Annotated in this window: 18 protein-coding genes; all 18 read left to right on the forward strand. The window is 74.8% G+C overall.

What is annotated here, in order from left to right:
• Nucleotides 1-183 precede the first annotated feature (183 nt).
• The 18 genes from infA to P9841_RS15585 all read left to right on the forward strand — a co-directional run bounded on the left by infA (nt 184) and on the right by P9841_RS15585 (nt 15,580).
• On the forward strand, nt 184-405 hold the full coding sequence (infA, locus tag P9841_RS15500) for a translation initiation factor IF-1 (RefSeq protein ID WP_146838576.1): 222 nt from the start codon (nt 184-186) through the stop codon (nt 403-405).
• A gap of 84 nt (nt 406-489) precedes the next feature.
• Entirely contained in the window at nt 490-603 is a 114-nt protein-coding gene (gene rpmJ / locus P9841_RS15505; RefSeq protein ID WP_013117849.1) for a 50S ribosomal protein L36, read from the forward strand.
• 192 nt (nt 604-795) lie between these two features.
• The gene (gene rpsM, locus P9841_RS15510) at nt 796-1,176 is read left to right on the forward strand and encodes a 30S ribosomal protein S13 (protein ID WP_122147671.1); all 381 of its coding nucleotides are present in this window, start codon (nt 796-798) and stop codon (nt 1,174-1,176) included.
• A 93-nt stretch (nt 1,177-1,269) separates the two neighbouring features.
• Entirely contained in the window at nt 1,270-1,671 is a 402-nt protein-coding gene (gene rpsK, locus P9841_RS15515) for a 30S ribosomal protein S11 (protein ID WP_222170235.1), read from the forward strand.
• Nucleotides 1,672-1,812: 141 nt separating this feature from the next.
• Nucleotides 1,813-2,823 (forward strand): DNA-directed RNA polymerase subunit alpha, encoded by a 1,011-nt coding sequence (locus P9841_RS15520; RefSeq protein ID WP_222170234.1) that lies wholly within the window; start codon nt 1,813-1,815, stop codon nt 2,821-2,823.
• A 67-nt stretch (nt 2,824-2,890) separates the two neighbouring features.
• Nucleotides 2,891-3,421, forward strand: a complete 531-nt coding sequence (rplQ, locus tag P9841_RS15525) for a 50S ribosomal protein L17 (protein ID WP_283319498.1) — start codon at nt 2,891-2,893, stop codon at nt 3,419-3,421.
• Nucleotides 3,422-3,557: 136 nt separating this feature from the next.
• Nucleotides 3,558-4,295, forward strand: a complete 738-nt coding sequence (locus tag P9841_RS15530; protein WP_283319499.1) for an alpha/beta fold hydrolase — start codon at nt 3,558-3,560, stop codon at nt 4,293-4,295.
• A gap of 173 nt (nt 4,296-4,468) precedes the next feature.
• Nucleotides 4,469-5,296, forward strand: coding sequence for a GntR family transcriptional regulator (locus tag P9841_RS15535; RefSeq protein ID WP_283319500.1), 828 nt, complete (start codon nt 4,469-4,471; stop codon nt 5,294-5,296).
• The gene (locus P9841_RS15540; RefSeq protein ID WP_283319501.1) at nt 5,229-6,302 is read left to right on the forward strand and encodes a BMP family lipoprotein; all 1,074 of its coding nucleotides are present in this window, start codon (nt 5,229-5,231) and stop codon (nt 6,300-6,302) included. Before P9841_RS15535 ends, P9841_RS15540 begins: the two co-directional genes overlap by 68 nt.
• Nucleotides 6,303-6,401: 99 nt before the next feature.
• Nucleotides 6,402-7,922 (forward strand): ABC transporter ATP-binding protein, encoded by a 1,521-nt coding sequence (locus tag P9841_RS15545; RefSeq protein WP_283319502.1) that lies wholly within the window; start codon nt 6,402-6,404, stop codon nt 7,920-7,922.
• Nucleotides 7,919-8,992 (forward strand): ABC transporter permease, encoded by a 1,074-nt coding sequence (locus P9841_RS15550; protein ID WP_283319503.1) that lies wholly within the window; start codon nt 7,919-7,921, stop codon nt 8,990-8,992. The genes P9841_RS15545 and P9841_RS15550 overlap by 4 nt, the downstream gene beginning before the upstream one ends.
• Nucleotides 8,989-9,891, forward strand: coding sequence for an ABC transporter permease (locus P9841_RS15555; protein WP_283319504.1), 903 nt, complete (start codon nt 8,989-8,991; stop codon nt 9,889-9,891). The genes P9841_RS15550 and P9841_RS15555 overlap by 4 nt, the downstream gene beginning before the upstream one ends.
• Nucleotides 9,888-10,541: a cysteine hydrolase family protein gene (locus P9841_RS15560; protein ID WP_283319505.1), complete on the forward strand. Its 654-nt coding sequence runs from the start codon at nt 9,888-9,890 to the stop codon at nt 10,539-10,541. The genes P9841_RS15555 and P9841_RS15560 overlap by 4 nt, the downstream gene beginning before the upstream one ends.
• Complete coding sequence (locus P9841_RS15565; RefSeq protein ID WP_283319506.1) at nt 10,538-11,455, forward strand: carbohydrate kinase family protein; 918 nt, start codon at nt 10,538-10,540, stop codon at nt 11,453-11,455. The genes P9841_RS15560 and P9841_RS15565 overlap by 4 nt, the downstream gene beginning before the upstream one ends.
• Before the next feature lie 4 nt (nt 11,456-11,459).
• A complete protein-coding gene (locus P9841_RS15570; RefSeq protein ID WP_283319507.1) occupies nt 11,460-12,194 on the forward strand; it encodes a nucleoside phosphorylase in 735 nt (244 codons plus the stop codon).
• Nucleotides 12,195-12,222: 28 nt separating this feature from the next.
• The gene (locus tag P9841_RS15575; protein ID WP_283319508.1) at nt 12,223-13,077 is read left to right on the forward strand and encodes a sugar isomerase domain-containing protein; all 855 of its coding nucleotides are present in this window, start codon (nt 12,223-12,225) and stop codon (nt 13,075-13,077) included.
• On the forward strand, nt 13,074-14,543 hold the full coding sequence (locus P9841_RS15580; protein WP_283319509.1) for an aldehyde dehydrogenase family protein: 1,470 nt from the start codon (nt 13,074-13,076) through the stop codon (nt 14,541-14,543). The genes P9841_RS15575 and P9841_RS15580 overlap by 4 nt, the downstream gene beginning before the upstream one ends.
• Entirely contained in the window at nt 14,543-15,580 is a 1,038-nt protein-coding gene (locus P9841_RS15585) for a zinc-binding dehydrogenase (protein ID WP_283319510.1), read from the forward strand. The genes P9841_RS15580 and P9841_RS15585 overlap by 1 nt, the downstream gene beginning before the upstream one ends.
• Nucleotides 15,581-15,590 lie beyond the last annotated feature (10 nt).

The following is a 15,590-nucleotide window of genomic DNA, read 5'->3' on the forward strand; positions in this document are numbered from 1 at the left end:
GCCCAGGCGCTGCCGCACGTCCCGCCCGAGCCCGGCCGTCCCTCCTCGTGAGGGGTGGGTGGTCGCGCATGCGCGGGGAGTCGGCGGCCGACGGGCACCAGGCACGTCCGGCCACGTCACCGCCCGGTCGCCACCGGTGCGAGAGCGTGGAACGGCAGTTCAGGACAAGAGTTAGCGGAGGACATGGCGAAGAAGGACGGTGTCATCGAGATCGAGGGCAGCGTGATCGAGGCTCTGCCGAACGCGATGTTCCGCGTGGAGCTGACCAACGGTCACAAGGTGCTCGCCCACATCTCGGGCAAGATGCGCCAGCACTACATCCGGATCCTCCCGGAGGACCGGGTGGTGGTCGAGCTGAGCCCGTACGACCTGTCCCGCGGGCGCATCGTCTACCGCTACAAGTAACCGACCGAACGAGCATCGCCGTCGGCCGTGCCCGCCACGCACCCGCGTGGAGGGACCGGCGCACCGGCGGCGGAGGAACAGGCCATGAAGGTCAAGCCCAGCGTCAAGAAGATCTGCGACAAGTGCAAGGTGATCCGCCGGCACGGTCGCGTCCAGGTGATCTGCGAGAACCTGCGCCACAAGCAGCGCCAGGGCTGATGCCCTGACGCCCGGCGCACGCCGAGCAGCACCACCCGCCGGACCCGTCCGGCACCAGCGCACCGCCGCACCGCCCGCAGCCCCCGCGAGGGGAACCGGGCGGTGAACCCCTGGCTCGGAGGCCGGGGCCCGCAGCCACGCGGGAGGACGGTGCGGCAGACCTCCGAGTGAAGTACAGGAGCCGGAAGGCACATGGCACGTCTTGTCGGCGTCGACCTCCCCCGCGAGAAGCGGCTCGAGATCGCGCTCACCTACATCTACGGGGTCGGCCGGACCCGCGCGCAGCAGACGCTGGCGGCGACCGGTATCAGCCCTGACGTCCGCGTCAAGGACCTCGACGACGCCCAGCTCGTCACCCTCCGCGACTACCTCGAGGGCAACTTCAAGCTCGAGGGTGACCTGCGCCGCGAGGTCGCCGCGGACATCCGCCGCAAGGTCGAGATCGGCAGCTACGAGGGTCTGCGTCACCGCCGCGGGCTCCCGGTGCGTGGTCAGCGCACCAAGACCAACGCGCGTACCCGCAAGGGCCCGAAGCGCACCGTCGCCGGCAAGAAGAAGGCCGGCCGGAAGTAACGCCCGCGCGGCCCGCCGGGCCTGTCGCACGACAGCAGCCCGCGCCGCGTCGGAGCACCGACTCACCGACCCGCAGCGAGAGAGAACGAGCGAATGCCTCCCAAGACCCGCAGTGCCGTGCGCAAGCCGCGCCGCAAGGAGAAGAAGAACGTCTCCCACGGCCAGGCGCACATCAAGAGCACCTTCAACAACACCATCGTCTCCATCACCGACCCGTCCGGCGCGGTGATCTCCTGGGCCTCCGGCGGCGACGTCGGCTTCAAGGGCTCGCGCAAGTCGACGCCGTACGCCGCGGGCATGGCCGCCGAGGCCGCCGCGCGCAAGGCGCAGGAGCACGGCATGAAGAAGGTCGACGTCTTCGTCAAGGGCCCCGGCTCGGGCCGCGAGACCGCGATCCGGTCCCTGCAGTCCGCCGGCCTCGAGGTCGGCTCGATCCAGGACGTGACGCCGCAGGCGCACAACGGCTGCCGCCCGCCGAAGCGCCGCCGCGTCTGATCCGTCGCCGGTCCGCCGCGGGCGGGGTGCAGACCCCGTCCGCGGCGGCGCCGGCCGGTCGCGCGGGTGGACCGAGACCCCCGCGGCCCTGCGTACCTGCGGTGCGTCATATGGCGGACGCACGCTGAGAGGAACCCAGAAGTGCTCATCGCACAGCGCCCCACCCTGACCGAAGAGGTCATCTCGGAGTACCGCTCGCGGTTCTCCATCGAGCCGCTCGAGCCGGGCTTCGGCTACACGCTCGGCAACTCCCTGCGCCGCACGCTGCTGTCGTCCATCCCGGGCGCCGCGGTGACGAGCATCCGGATCGACGGCGTGCTGCACGAGTTCAGCACCGTCCCGGGCGTCAAGGAGGATGTCACCGAGATCATCCTCAACATCAAGAACCTCGTCGTGTCCTCCGAGAACGACGAGCCGGTCGTGATGTACCTGCGCAAGCAGGGTGCCGGTGAGGTCACCGCGGCGGACATCGTCCCGCCGGCGGGTGTCGAGGTGCACAACCCCGACCTGCACCTGGCCACGCTGAACGAGAAGGGCAAGCTCGAGATCGAGCTGACCGTCGAGCGCGGTCGCGGCTACGTGTCGGCGAACCAGAACAAGTCGTACGAGGCGGAGATCGGCCGGATCCCGGTCGACTCGATCTACTCGCCGGTCCTCAAGGTGACCTACAAGGTCGAGGCCACGCGTGTCGAGCAGCGCACCGACTTCGACAAGCTCGTCGTGGACGTCGAGACCAAGCCGGCGATCTCGCCGCGGGACGCGCTGGCCTCGGCCGGCAAGACCCTGGTCGAGCTGTTCGGCCTCGCCCGCGAGCTGAACGTCGAGGCCGAGGGCATCGAGATCGGCCCGTCGCCGACGGACGCGGCGCTGGCCGCGGACCTGGCGCTGCCGATCGAGGACCTGCAGCTGACCATCCGGTCGTACAACTGCCTCAAGCGCGAGGGCATCCACACGGTGGGCGAGCTCGTGGCGCGGTCGGAGGCCGACCTGCTCGACATCCGCAACTTCGGTGCGAAGTCGATCACCGAGGTCAAGGAGAAGCTGGCCGAGCTGAACCTGTCCCTCAAGGACAGCCCGCTCGACTTCGACCCGAGCGCCGCCGCGTACTACGACGGCGACGAGGGCGACTTCACCGAGGACGAGCAGTACTGACGCCGGGGAGGCGGCGTCCCGCTGACGGGCGCCGCCGGCCCATCACCAGAACCAAGGAGTAAAGACCATGCCCACGCCCACCAAGGGTCCCCGGCTCGGTGGCGGCCCGGCGCACGAGCGGCTGATCCTGGCCAACCTGGCCACGTCGCTGTTCGAGCACAAGCGCATCACGACCACCGAGGCCAAGGCCAAGCGCCTGCGCCCGCTGGCCGAGCGCCTCGTCACCTTCGCGAAGCGCGGCGACCTGCACGCCCGCCGGCGCGTCATGACCGTCGTCAAGGACAAGTCGGTCGTGCACGAGCTGTTCGTGGAGATCGCCCCGCAGATGGCCGAGCGCCAGGGCGGCTACACGCGCATCACGAAGATCGGCCCCCGCAAGGGCGACAACGCCCCCATGGCCGTGATCGAGCTCGTGCTGGAGCCCGTCTCGCCGAAGCAGGCCGTCGTCCGCGAGGCCACGAAGGCCGCCGCGAAGGCCGCGCCGAAGGCGGAGGAGCCGAAGGCCGAGGAGACCGTCGAGGACACCACCGAGGCTCCGGCCGAGGAGGTCACCGAGGCTCCCGCCGAGGAGACGACGGACGAGGCCGACAAGGCCTGACCGTCCGGTCCGCCGACAGGGCCCGGGTTGCGAGCGCACCGCTCGCGACCCGGGCCCTGTCGCGTGCGGGCACGGGTCGCCGGCGTGGCGCCGCCGTGCGCGGGGAGGTCGGCGCGCGCCGGTACCGTCGGGTGCCATGACGGTCCCCGTGGTGCTGGTGCACGGCCTGCGCACGTCGCGCACCATGTGGCGGGTGCAGGTCGAGGCGCTGCAGGCGTACGGCTGCCCGGTGGTCGCGGTGGACCTGCCGGGGCACGGGACGCGCCGGGGCGAGGCGTTCACGCTCGACGGCGCGGTGCAGACCGTCGCGGACGCGGTGGACGGGCTGGGCGGGCGCGCGCTGGTGGTGGGGCTGTCGCTCGGCGGCTACACGGCGATCGCGCACGCGGCGCGGCACCCCGGCCAGGTGGCGGGCCTCGTCGCGGCGGCGTGCTCGACCCGGCCGCTGGTGGCGCTGGTGGGCGCGTGGGCGCTGCTCGCCCGGGGCATCGCGCGGCTGCCCGACGCGGGCGAGGGGCTGAACCAGGGCCTGGTGAGCCGGGTGCTGCCGGTGGAGGCCGCCCGGGACGCCGCGGCGGGCGGGTTCGCGCTGGAGGTCATGGACGACGTGCTGCGCGAGATGCGCGCGGCGACGCCGGTGGCGGACCTGGCGCGCGTCGAGGCGCCCGTGTGGCTGGTGAACGGGCGGTTCGACCACTTCCGCGGGGAGGAGCGGCGGTTCCTGCGGGCGTGCCGCGAGGGGCGGCTGGTGGTGATCCCCGGCGCGACGCACCTGGTGTCGCTGACGGCGCCGGTGCCGTTCACGCGCGCGGTCCTGGACGCGGTCGACGTCGTGGCGGCGCGCGGGTCGGGGAGCGCGGCCGCGCCGCTGTGACGTGCGCCGGGCACGGGTGCCGCGGACCGGGGCACCCCCGGGGCGTCCCGTGTTCCCGGCGTGTAAACCGTGCGTGAAACGTCTGTTGCCCCTGTTCCCCCGGGGGCCGGCCTTCCCTAGCGTCTCCACTTGACCGGACAACCGGTCATCCGGAGGACGCGGAGGAGACGGCCATGCACCTCGACCTGGACCACGCGCGGGGAGGTGCCCCGCTCTACCTCCAGCTCGCGAACGCGCTGGGGGACGTCATCGTCCGGGAGCGCCTGCGCCCCGGCGACCAGCTCCCGAGCGAGACCGTGCTCGCCGCCGACAACCGGCTGTCCCGGGCCACCGTCATCAAGGCGTACGACCTGCTGGTCGAGCGCGGCCAGGTGGTGCGCCGGCAGGGCAAGGGCACGTTCGTCACGCCCCGCCCGATGGCCCGCCACCTGCCGGAGCTCACGAGCTTCTCCGAGCACGTGCACGGCCTCGGGCTGACGCCGTCCAGCAGCCTGCTGAGCTTCGAGACGCACGCGGTCGGCGCCCCCGGGCGGCCCGCGTCGCCCTTCGAGGACGCCGGCGTGGTCGTCGTCGAGCGCCTCCGGAGCGTCGACGGCTCCCCGGTCGGCATCCACCGCGTGGTCGTCCCGGAGGACGTGGCCGACGCCATCGACCTCACCGAGGAGACGGCCGCCGCCGAGCGCTTCTCCCTGTACTCGGCCCTGCAGCGCCACGGCATCGAGCTCACGAGCGCCGAGGAGTCCATGCAGGCCGTCAACGCCGGTCCCGACGACGCCGAGCTGCTGGGCGTCGAGCCGGGCACCGCGCTCATCGAGGTGGTCCGCGAGTCGCGGGACGCCTCCGGGCGGCTCATCGAGCACGTCCGCGCCCGCTACCTGGGCAGCACGTACATCTACCGCATCTCCTTCGCCCCCACGTCCCACGGAGAGAACCATGACCGCACGCGTCACGAAGCTGCTCGTCCCTCTCGCCGCCTCGGCGCTGCTGCTGACCGCCTGTAGCGGCGGCGACCAGCCGTCCGGCGAGGGCTCCGGCCCGTCCGGGGGCGCGGGGTCCGCGGCCCTCGTCGTCGCCCAGGGCGGCCTCGGCGACGAGTCGTTCAACGACCTCGCCTACGCCGGGTTCACCCGCGGCGTGGAGGCGGCCGGGATGACGGGCACGCCCATCGAGTCCGCCGACATCGTGGGGCAGGGCGAGCAGATCCTGCGCCGTGCCGCGCAGACCGATGCCGGCCTGGTGATCGACCTGGAGTACTCGCACAACGAGCTGCTGCCCGCGGTGGCCGCCGACTTCCCGGACACGAGCTGGGTGCTGGTGAACGCCGAGGCCGCGGGGGAGAACGTCGCCTCGGTGCTGTTCCAGGAGCAGGAGGGCTCGTACCTGGCCGGGGCGCTCGCCGCGATGGTCACGCAGGACCCCGACAACCCGCACGTGAACCCGGACAAGGTCATCGGCGTCATCGGCGGCACGGAGTCGGTCGGCATCGACAAGTTCATCGTCGGGTTCATCCAGGGCGCGCACGACGTCGACCCGGACGTGCAGGTGCTCACGGCCTACTCGAACGACTTCGCCGACCCGGCCAAGGGGCAGCAGCTCGCGCAGTCGATGTACGACCAGGGGGCGGACATCGTCTACGCGGTGGCCGGCGGGACGGGCGCGGGCGTGATCCAGGCCGCCGTCGACAACGACCGCTACGCGATCGGGGTGGACGACGACCAGGACGGCGTGGCACCCGGCAACGTGCTGACCAGCGTGCTCAAGCGGACCGACGTCGCGATGGAGGACGTCGTCGCGCGGTACGCGGCCGGGGAGTTCCCGGGCGGGGAGACCGTGACGTACGGCCTCGCGGACGGCGGCGTCGGCCTGACCGACTACGAGTACACGAAGGACGACATCGGCCAGGACACGATCGACGCCGTCGACGCGCTCGCCGACCAGATCGTCTCCGGCGACATCACCGTGTGGAACGCCGTCACGCAGGGCTACCCGGACTTCTACGGGAACTGATCGATGACGTCGTCCGCCACACCTCCCGCCGGCGGCGGGGCCCCCACCGGGCCCCGCTGCCGGATCGGGGCCCGCGGGGTCAGCCGCTCCTTCGGGCCCGTGCGCGCCGCCGTGGACGTGGACCTGTCCGTCGCCCCGGGCACCGTCCACGCCCTGATCGGCGAGAACGGCGCCGGCAAGAGCACGCTCATGCGCATCCTGTACGGCCTGGACCGGCCCGACTCCGGCACGGTCGTGATCGACGACCAGCCGGTGGTGATGGGCTCCGTGCGCGAGGCCATCGGCCGCGGCATCGGCCTCGTCCAGCAGGAGCTCGCGATCATCCCGGAGCTGACGCTCCTGGAGAACCTCGTGCTCGGCGACGAGCCGCACCGCGGCCCGGTGATCGACCGGGCGGCGGCCCTGCGCCGGGCCGACGAGCTCGCGCGGACGGTGACGGTCGACGTGGACTGGTCGGCCCGCGCCGGCCACACCTCGATCGCGATCCAGCAGCAGGTGGAGATCCTGCGGCTGCTGCACCGGGGGGCCCGCACCCTGATCCTCGACGAGCCGACCGCGGTGCTGGCGCCCGCGCAGGCCGACGAGCTGCTGCGCCTCCTGACGGGCCTGGCCGCCCAGGGGCACACCGTGCTGTTCATCAGCCACAAGCTCGACGAGGTCGTGACCGTCGCCGACGAGATCACGGTGCTGCGCTCGGGGCGCACGGTCGCCCACCACCGCCGCGGCGAGATCGACCGCGACGGGCTGGCCCGCGCGATCATCGGCGACGGCGACGTGGCGCCCGACCGCACCGAGCCCGGCACGCCCGGCGACGTGGTGCTGGACGTGCAGGGCGTCCGCGCGTGCGACGACCTCGGCGCGCCGCGCCTCGACGGCGTGTCGTTCCGGCTGCGCTCCGGGGAGATCCTCGGGGTCGCGGCGGTCGCCGGCAACGGGCAGGAGGAGCTCGCCGAGGCGCTGGCCGGCGTCCGCGCGACCACCGGCGGGACCGTCGCGCTGCACACCGCCGACGGGGCGCGGGACCTCACCGCGGCCGGGGTGCGCGAGCGGCGCCGGCACGGGATCGCGTACATCAGCGCGGACCGCAAGCACGAGGGCCTGTCGGTGACCAGCTCGCTGGCGGACAACGCGCTGGCCGGGCCGCGGCTCGGGGCGATCAGCCGCCTCGGCGTGCTGCGGCGAGCCGCGGCCCGGGAGCGGGTCGACGCCGTCCTGAGCCGGGCGAGCGTCCGGTTCGGGTCGACCGCGGACCCGGCGTCGAGCCTGTCCGGCGGCAACCAGCAGCGCCTCGTCGTCGGCCGCGAGACCCTCGACCGCCCGCGCGCGGTCGTCGCCAGCCAGCCGACGCGCGGCGTCGACATCCGGGGCATCGGGCACATCCACGAGCTGCTGCGCCGCTCCCGTGACGACGGCGCGGGCATCGTCCTGTTCTCCGAGGAGATCGACGAGCTGCGCGCGCTGAGCGACCGGATCCTCGTGCTGCACCGCGGGGCCGTGGCCGGCGAGCTGCCGGGCACCGCGACCCGGGCGGAGATCGGGGCGCTGATGGTCGGCGCCCCGCCGGCGGCCCACGACGCGGAGCGCGGGCAGCGGCCCGCGGGGACGGAGCAGGACGCATGAGCGCACCCCACCTCGACCGGTGGCGCCCGGTCGCGACCGGCGTCGGGCGCGCCCTCGTGCCCGTGCTGCTGGCGTTCGTGGTCGGCGGCGTCGTGCTCGCCGTGACCGGGCAGAACCCGCTGGAGATCTACCGGCTGCTGCTGGTGGAGGCGTTCGGCGGCCCGTCCCGGGTGGACGCGACGCTGGCCGCGACGACGCCGCTGCTGTTCACCGCGGTCGCGGCGGCGTTCGCGTACCGCGCCGGGGTGTTCACGATCGGCGCCGAGGGGTCGTTCACGCTCGGCGGCCTCGCCGCGGCGGTGGTCGGCGCCCACGTCGGCGGTCTGCCCGCGGTCGCCGCCGTCACCGTGAGCCTGCTCGCGGCCTGCGCGGCGGGGGTCCTCGTCGCGGTCGTCCCGGCGGTGCTGCGCGCCCGCTGGCAGGTCGACGAGGTCGTGACGACGCTGATGTTCAACTTCATCGTCGCCGGCGTCGCGGGCTGGGCGGTGCAGGCGTTCTTCCAGGAGCGGGGGCAGGCGAACTCGGCCACGGCGTACGTGGCCGACTCCGCACGGCTCGAGCCGTTCTTCCCGCCCGACCTCACCAACGCCGGCCTGGTGATCGCGCTGCTGCTCGTCACCGGGTACACGTTCTGGTTCCGCCGCACGGCGCTCGGGTTCGAGTTCCGGGCCGTCGGAGCGACGCCGCGGTTCGCGGTCGCCCAGGGCCTGCGGACCCGGACGGTCGTCGTCGTGGCGCTGCTCGGCGCCGGCCTGGCGGCGGGCCTCGGCGGCGGGGCGCACGCGCTCGGCATCGTGCACCGCTACACCGGCGGCTTCTCGGCCAGCTTCGGCTTCACCGGCATCGCCATCGCGCTGCTCGCCCGGTTCAACCCGGTGGGCATGGTCGTGGGGGCCGTGCTGTTCGGTGCGCTGAACGCCGCGGGGTCGACGATCCAGCTCTTCGTGAACCTCCCCATCCAGCTCGTCGACATCCTCCAGGGCACCGTGATGATCTTCGCCGTCGTGCAGTTCGTGCTGCCCCGGCTGCCGTCCCGGCAGCGGGCCGTCCCCGAGGCGGTGGTCGCGTGATCGACCAGGTGATCGCCGCGGCGCTGACGCTGTCCGTGCCGCTCGTCCTCGCCGCGCTGGGCGGCGCCGTGCACCGGCAGGCCGGGGTCGTGAACATCGGCCTCGAGGGGCAGATGCTCGTCGGGGCGCTGCTCGGCGCCCTGGTCAGCGGCGCCACCCGGAGCTGGGAGCTCGGTGTGCTCGCCGGGGCCGGCGCGGGTGGCGCGGTCGGCTGGCTGATGAGCGTGACCATCACCCGGCTGCGGGCGAACGAGATCATCGCGGGGCTCGGCTTCAACACCGTGGTGCTCGGCGTCATCGGGTACTGGCTGCGGGCCTCGCAGGACGTCTCCGGGACGCTGCAGGTGGAGGGGCTCGAGCGGCTCCCCACCTGGGTGGTGCCCGGCGTCGCGGACGTGCCGGTGCTCGGCGCGCTGGTGTCGGGCAAGAGCCCGCTGTTCTGGCTCGCCGTCGTGCTCGTGGGGGCCTGCGCCTGGACGCTCGACGGCACCCGCTGGGGCCTGCGGGTCCGGGCGGTCGGGGCCTCCCCGGTGGCGAGCGCCTCGCTCGGGCTGCGCACGCGCGGGCTCCAGGACTCCGCGGGGACCGTCGCGGGCGTGCTCGCCGGGCTCGGGGGAGCGTCGCTGAGCCTCGGGGCCGTCGGGCTGTTCAACGAGAACATGACGGCCGGCCGCGGCTTCGTCGCCATGGCGGCGTTCTACTTCGGACGCGCCCGGCCCCTGCCCACCGCGCTCGCGTGCCTGCTGTTCGGCACGTTCGACGCGATCCAGGCCCGCCTGCAGATCGGCGGCGGGTACTCCGCGTCGCTCATCCAGACGCTGCCGTACGTGGCCGTCGTCGTGGTGCTCGCGCTGACCGGCGTCCGGTCGAGCCGCCGGCGCGCGAGGGCCGCCGCGTGACCGTCCCGCCCGCCGGGCCCGTCCGGCCCGGCCCGCCCGCCCCGCCCGTCCCCGCCCCGCCCGTCCCCGCCCCGGAGGTCCCCGTGCCCGCCGACCGCCCGGTCACCGCGCTCGTCCTGGTGGACGTGATCGCCTCGTTCTTCGACCCCGCCCAGCCCAACCACTACCCGGGCGTGGAGCAGGTGCTCGCCCCGATGGCGGCGCTGCTGGCCCGGGCCCGCGAGCGGGGCAGCCTCGTCGTGCACGCCGTCGAGCGGCACCACCCCGGCCTCGCGGACTTCGAGTTCGGCAAGCTGCCCCGCCACCACCAGGCCGGCGAGCCGGACGCGCAGTACGTGCCGGGCTTCGAGCCCCTGCCCGGGGGCTACGAGGTGGAGGTCACCAAGCGCCGGTTCTCCGCGTTCTACGCCACGGACCTCGACCTGCTGCTCCGGGAGCAGGGCGTCCGCCGCGTCGTGATCGCGGGCGTCAAGACCAACGTGTGCATCCGGGCCACCGCGCAGGACGCGTTCGCGGGCGGGTTCGAGCCCGTCGTCCCGCGGGAGGCGACGAGCTCCAACCGGGAGCACCTCGCCGCCGCCAGCCTCGAGGACATCGACCGCTACATGGGCCGGGTCGTCGACCTGGGCACCGCGCTGGAGCTGCTGTGACGGGCGTGGCCGTGCTGGGCTACGCGAGCCTGGACCACGCGATGCAGCTCGCGGCGTTCCACGGCCCGGACGCCACGAGCGTGGTGACCGGCCGGCTGAGCGACGAGTGGCCGCGGCCGGGCGGCATCGCGCACCACGTCCGTGCGCTGCGCGCCGCCGGGGCGGACGAGGTCCTCCCCGTGAGCTGGGTCGGCCCCGACGCGGGCGGCGACGCCTGGACGGCCGCGCTGGTCGCCGCCGGCGCGGCCACCGCGGGCGTGCGCGTCTGCGGCACCCGCACCCCCTCCTCGTACCTCATGTACGCGGGCGACGGCGGCGCGGTGTGCGTCTTCGACCCCGCGGACTGCCACGGCGACGCCGGGGCGCTGACGCCCGCCCAGCAGGACGCCGTCCGGTCGGCGGGCTGGTGCCTGCTGGCGGTCGCGCCGCAGCAGGCGACGCGTGACGCGCTCGCGCTGCTCCCGGACGGCGCCCGGCTGGTGTGGGCGGTGAAGCACGACGCCCAGGCCTACCCGCCCGACCTCGTCGAGGCGCTGCTGGCCCGCGCGGACGTGGTGAGCCTGTCCGCGGGGGAGCGGCCGTTCCTGGACCGGCCCGGTCGCGCGCTCGAGGAGCGCGTGCGCCCCGGGACGCTCGTGGTCGAGACCCGCGGGGCCGCGGGCGTGCACGCCCGCCTCGGCGGCGAGGCGGACGACGTCCCCGTGACGCCCGTGACCGCGGTCGACACCACCGGGGCCGGCGACACGTTCGTCGGCACCCTCGTCGCCGGGCTGCTCACCCTGCCCGCACCCCTGACCCTGGCCACCGCGCGGCCCGCCCTCGTGGCCGCCGCCGCGGCGGCCACCGACCTGATCGCCTCGCGCGGCGCCCGGCGGACGACGCCCGGCCCGCGCACCGCACCCACCGAGGAGTAGCACTGTGTCGACAACGAACGCCTGGTACCTGCGATGCGGGCGGGAGGACGTCGCGGAGCGCGCGGTGCTCGTCGGGGACCGCGGCCGGGTGGCCCTCGCGGCGGAGCTCATGCAGGACGTGCGCGTGCTCGGCGAGGACCGCGGGCTCACGACCGCCACCGGCACCTACCGCGGGACGCGCCTGACGGTGAGCGCGTTCGGGATGGGCGCGCCGATCGCCGCCGTGGTGATGCACGAGCTGGCCGACCTGGGGGTGCGGGAGTTCCTGCGCCTCGGCACCGTGATGACGGTCGGGGCCACCCGGCTCGGGGAGCTCGTCGTGGCGCACGGCGCCGTGCGGGGCGAGTCCACCTCGGCCACCTACCTGCCCGTCGAGTACCCGGCCGTGCCCGACCTGCCGCTGACCGCCCGCGTCGAGGCGGCCGCGCGCGCCGGGGCGCGGCCCGTCCGGACGGGGATCTACGGCACGTTCGACGGCTTCTACACCCAGATGACCGACTCCGAGCCCGGCGTCGCGGACGTGCGGCGCGGGCGCGACGAGCTCGCCCGCCGGGGCGTCGTCGCCACCGACATGGAGACCAGCGCGCTGCTCGTCGTGGCCCGGGCGCTGGGCGTCGCCGCGGCGTCCCTGTGCCTCGCGTCCGTGGACGGCGCCGACCAGAGCCGCATGGAGGGCGACGACCGCACCGCCGCCGAGGCCGACCTGCTGCGCGCCGGGTTCGACGCGCTCGCGGCCTAGACCCCGACCCCCACCGAGAGGAACCACCGTGTCCGAGCAGCAGCCCGTCCAGGTCACCTACCTCGACGACCTCATCGCCAAGATCGCGTGGGTGCGCGACACCCAGTCCGACGCCATCGCCGAGGCCGGGCGCGTGTGCGCCGACGCCATCGCCGGCGACGGCCTCGTCTTCACGTTCGGCACCGGGCACGGCGGGTTCGCCGCGCTGGAGTCGTTCCCGCGCACCGGCGGCGTCACGGGCTTCCGCCCGATCGTCGAGAGCTCGATCGCCCTCATGCACCACGTGCTCGGCGACCAGGGGACTGCGCAGTACCGGTTCCTGCACACCCGCGAGGGCTACGGCCGGGCGATCCTGCGCTCGCACCAGATCAAGGACGGGGACGCGCTGATCCTGTTCTCGCACTCGGGGATCAACGCCGTGATCCTCGACATGGCCGTGGAGTTCCAGGAGCGCGGGCTCAAGGTCGTCGCCGTGACGTCGGTGCCGCACTCGTCCCAGGTCGCCTCCCGGCACTCCTGCGGCAAGCGCCTGTACGAGATCGCGGACGTCGTCATCGACACCGGGATCCCGCTCGAGGACGCCTCGCAGCACATCGACGGCCTGGAGTACCCGGTGGGCCCCACCTCGACGTCCGTGGCCGTGGCCATGACCCACGCGATCAACGCCGCGACCGCCGCCGACCTCGTCGCCCGGGGCGTGCAGCCGATGATCATGGTGAACACCAACTCGAACCGCACCACCGAGGCGCACCAGCAGAACGACCGCAACTACGCGGAGCTGTGGCGCCGGCTGCGGTCCCGCGAGTTCTCCGCCCCGCCGGTCACGGCGGCGACGACGGTGCCCGGTGCCGCGCCGGGTGCGACCGCCCCGGAGGCCCGGTGAGCGCCCGGCACGAGCGGCTGCTGTACCTCGACGGCGGCTGGCGGGCGTCGCGCGGCGGCGTGACGGCCGACGTGCGCGACCCCGCGACCGGCGCCGTGGTCGGCACCACGCCGGTCGCGACGGCGGCCGACGTGGACGACGCGGTGGCCGCGGCGGCGCGGGCGTTCCCGGCGTGGGCGCGGACCGGCGCGGACGACCGGGGGGCGCTGCTGCGCCGCGCCGCCGGCCTGGTGGACGAGCGCATCGACGACATCGCGGACGCGCTGACCCGCGAGCAGGGCAAGCCGCTGCCGGACAGCGTCAAGGAGATCGCGTACTGCGCCACCGTGCTGCGCTACTACGCCGAGGAGGGCCCGCGCCTGGGCGGCACGCTGCGGCCGAGCGCCCGGGCGGACATCCGGTCGATCGTCACCCACGAGCCGCTGGGCGTCGTCGGCGCGATCGTCCCGTGGAACTACCCGGTGGACCTGTACGCCTGGAAGATCGGCCCGGCGCTCGCGGCGGGGAACACCGTCGTGGTGAAGCCGCCCGTGGAGACCCCGCTCGCGGTCGCCCTGCTCGTGCAGTGCCTGCACGACGCGGGGTTCCCGGCGGGCGTCGTCGCCGACCTGCCCGGCGCGGTGGAGGCCGGGCAGGCGCTGGCGGCGCACCCCGGCGTCGCGATGATCACCGCGACCGCGTCGACCCGCACCGGCCAGGCGCTCATGCGCACCGCCGCCGACACCATGAAGCGGCTGTCCCTGGAGCTCGGCGGGCAGTGCCCGTTCGTCGTGCTCGACGACGCCGACGTGGCGGAGGCCGCGGCGGCCGCCGCACGGCGCTCGTTCTCGAACACCGGCCAGATCTGCATCGCGGTCAACCGGGTGCTCGTCGCCGAGGCCGTGGCCGACGACTTCGTGGCGGCGCTCGCGGAGCACGCCCGGGCGATCACGCTCGGGCACGGGGTGGAGGCCGGCGTGACGAGCGGACCGGCGACGACCGCGGGCGTGGTCGCCACGACGCGCGCGCACGTCGCGGACGCGCTCGCCCGGGGCGCGCGGACCGTCGCGGGCGGCGGGCCGGTGGACCTGCCCGGGCTGGTGCCCGGCGCGTTCTTCGCGCCGACGGTGCTGGACCGGGTGCCCGCCGACGCGCTCGCGATGACCGAGGAGACCTTCGGCCCCGCGGTCGCGGTGCACCGGGTCGCCGGTGGCGACGACGAGGCGGTGCGGCTCGCGAACGCCACCCCGTACGGCCTCGCGGCGTACGTGTTCGGCGGGGACCTCGACCGGGCGTGGGGTGTCGCGGAGCGGCTGCACGCGGGCGGGGTCGGCGTGAACATCAACGACATCACCGAGCTCCAGGCGCCGTTCGGGGGCTGGAAGATGTCGGGGTTCGGGCGCGAGCTCGGCACCGAGGGGCTGCTCGGCTTCACGCAGCCGCGCCACCTGCGGCTGCGGCGCCGCTCGCCGGGGACCTCGGCCTGATGCGGGCGGCCGTCTTCGAGGCGCCGGGCAGCATCGTGGTCGTCGACCGGCCCGACCCGGTGCTCGTCGACCCCGGCGACGCGGTGGTGCGGGTGACCGCGACCTGCGTGTGCGGCTCCGACCTCTGGTACTACCGCGGGCAGTCGCCGCGCGCGCACGGCCAGACCATCGGGCACGAGCTGGTCGGCGTGGTCGAGGAGGTCGGGGCGGACGTCCGCACGCTCCGGCCGGGGACCACGGTCGTGGCCCCGTTCCGCTGGAACGACGGCGACTGCCCGCACTGCCGGTGGGGCGCCCCGGTCGCGTGCCTGCGCGGCGGCATCTGGGGGCAGCCCGGGGCGGACGGCGCCCAGGGCGAGGCCGTCCGGGTGCCGTTCGCGGACGCCACGCTGGTGGCCGTGCCCGACGGCGCGGCGACGCCCGCGCTGGTGCCCTCGCTGCTGGCGCTGAGCGACGTCATGGGCACCGGGCACCACGCGGCGGTCGCCGCCGGGGTCCGGCCCGGGTCCACCGTGGTGGTGGTCGGCGACGGCGCCGTCGGCCTGTGCGCCGTCCTCGCCGCGCACCGCCTCGGCGCCGAGCGGGTGGTCGCCTGCTCCCGCCGGCCCGACCGGCAGGCGCTGGCCCGGCGGTTCGGAGCCTCCGACGTGGTCGCCGGGCGGGGTGACGACGCCGTGGCCGAGGTCCTCGACCTCACCGGCGGCGTCGGCGCGGACCACGTGCTGGAGTGCGTCGGCACCGCCGAGTCGATGCGGACGGCGCTCGCGGCCGTCCGGCCCTACGGCGGCGTCGGGTACGTCGGCCTGCCGCACGGCGTCGAGCTGCCGGTCGGCACGCTGTTCGGCCGGGGTCTGACCGTCGGCGGCGGGATCGCGCCGGCGCGGCGGTACCTGCCGGAGCTGCTGGCCGACGTCCTCGCCGGCACCATCGAGCCGGGCCTCGTCTTCGACCACCGCGTCGGCCTCGAGCAGATCGCGGACGGGTACCGGGCGATGGACGGGCGGCAGGCGGTCAAGAGCCTCTGCCTGCTGGGCTGACGCCCCGGGG

Source organism: Cellulomonas sp. ES6 (genome assembly GCF_030053835.1).
In the GTDB taxonomy this organism is placed as follows: domain Bacteria; phylum Actinomycetota; class Actinomycetes; order Actinomycetales; family Cellulomonadaceae; genus Cellulomonas.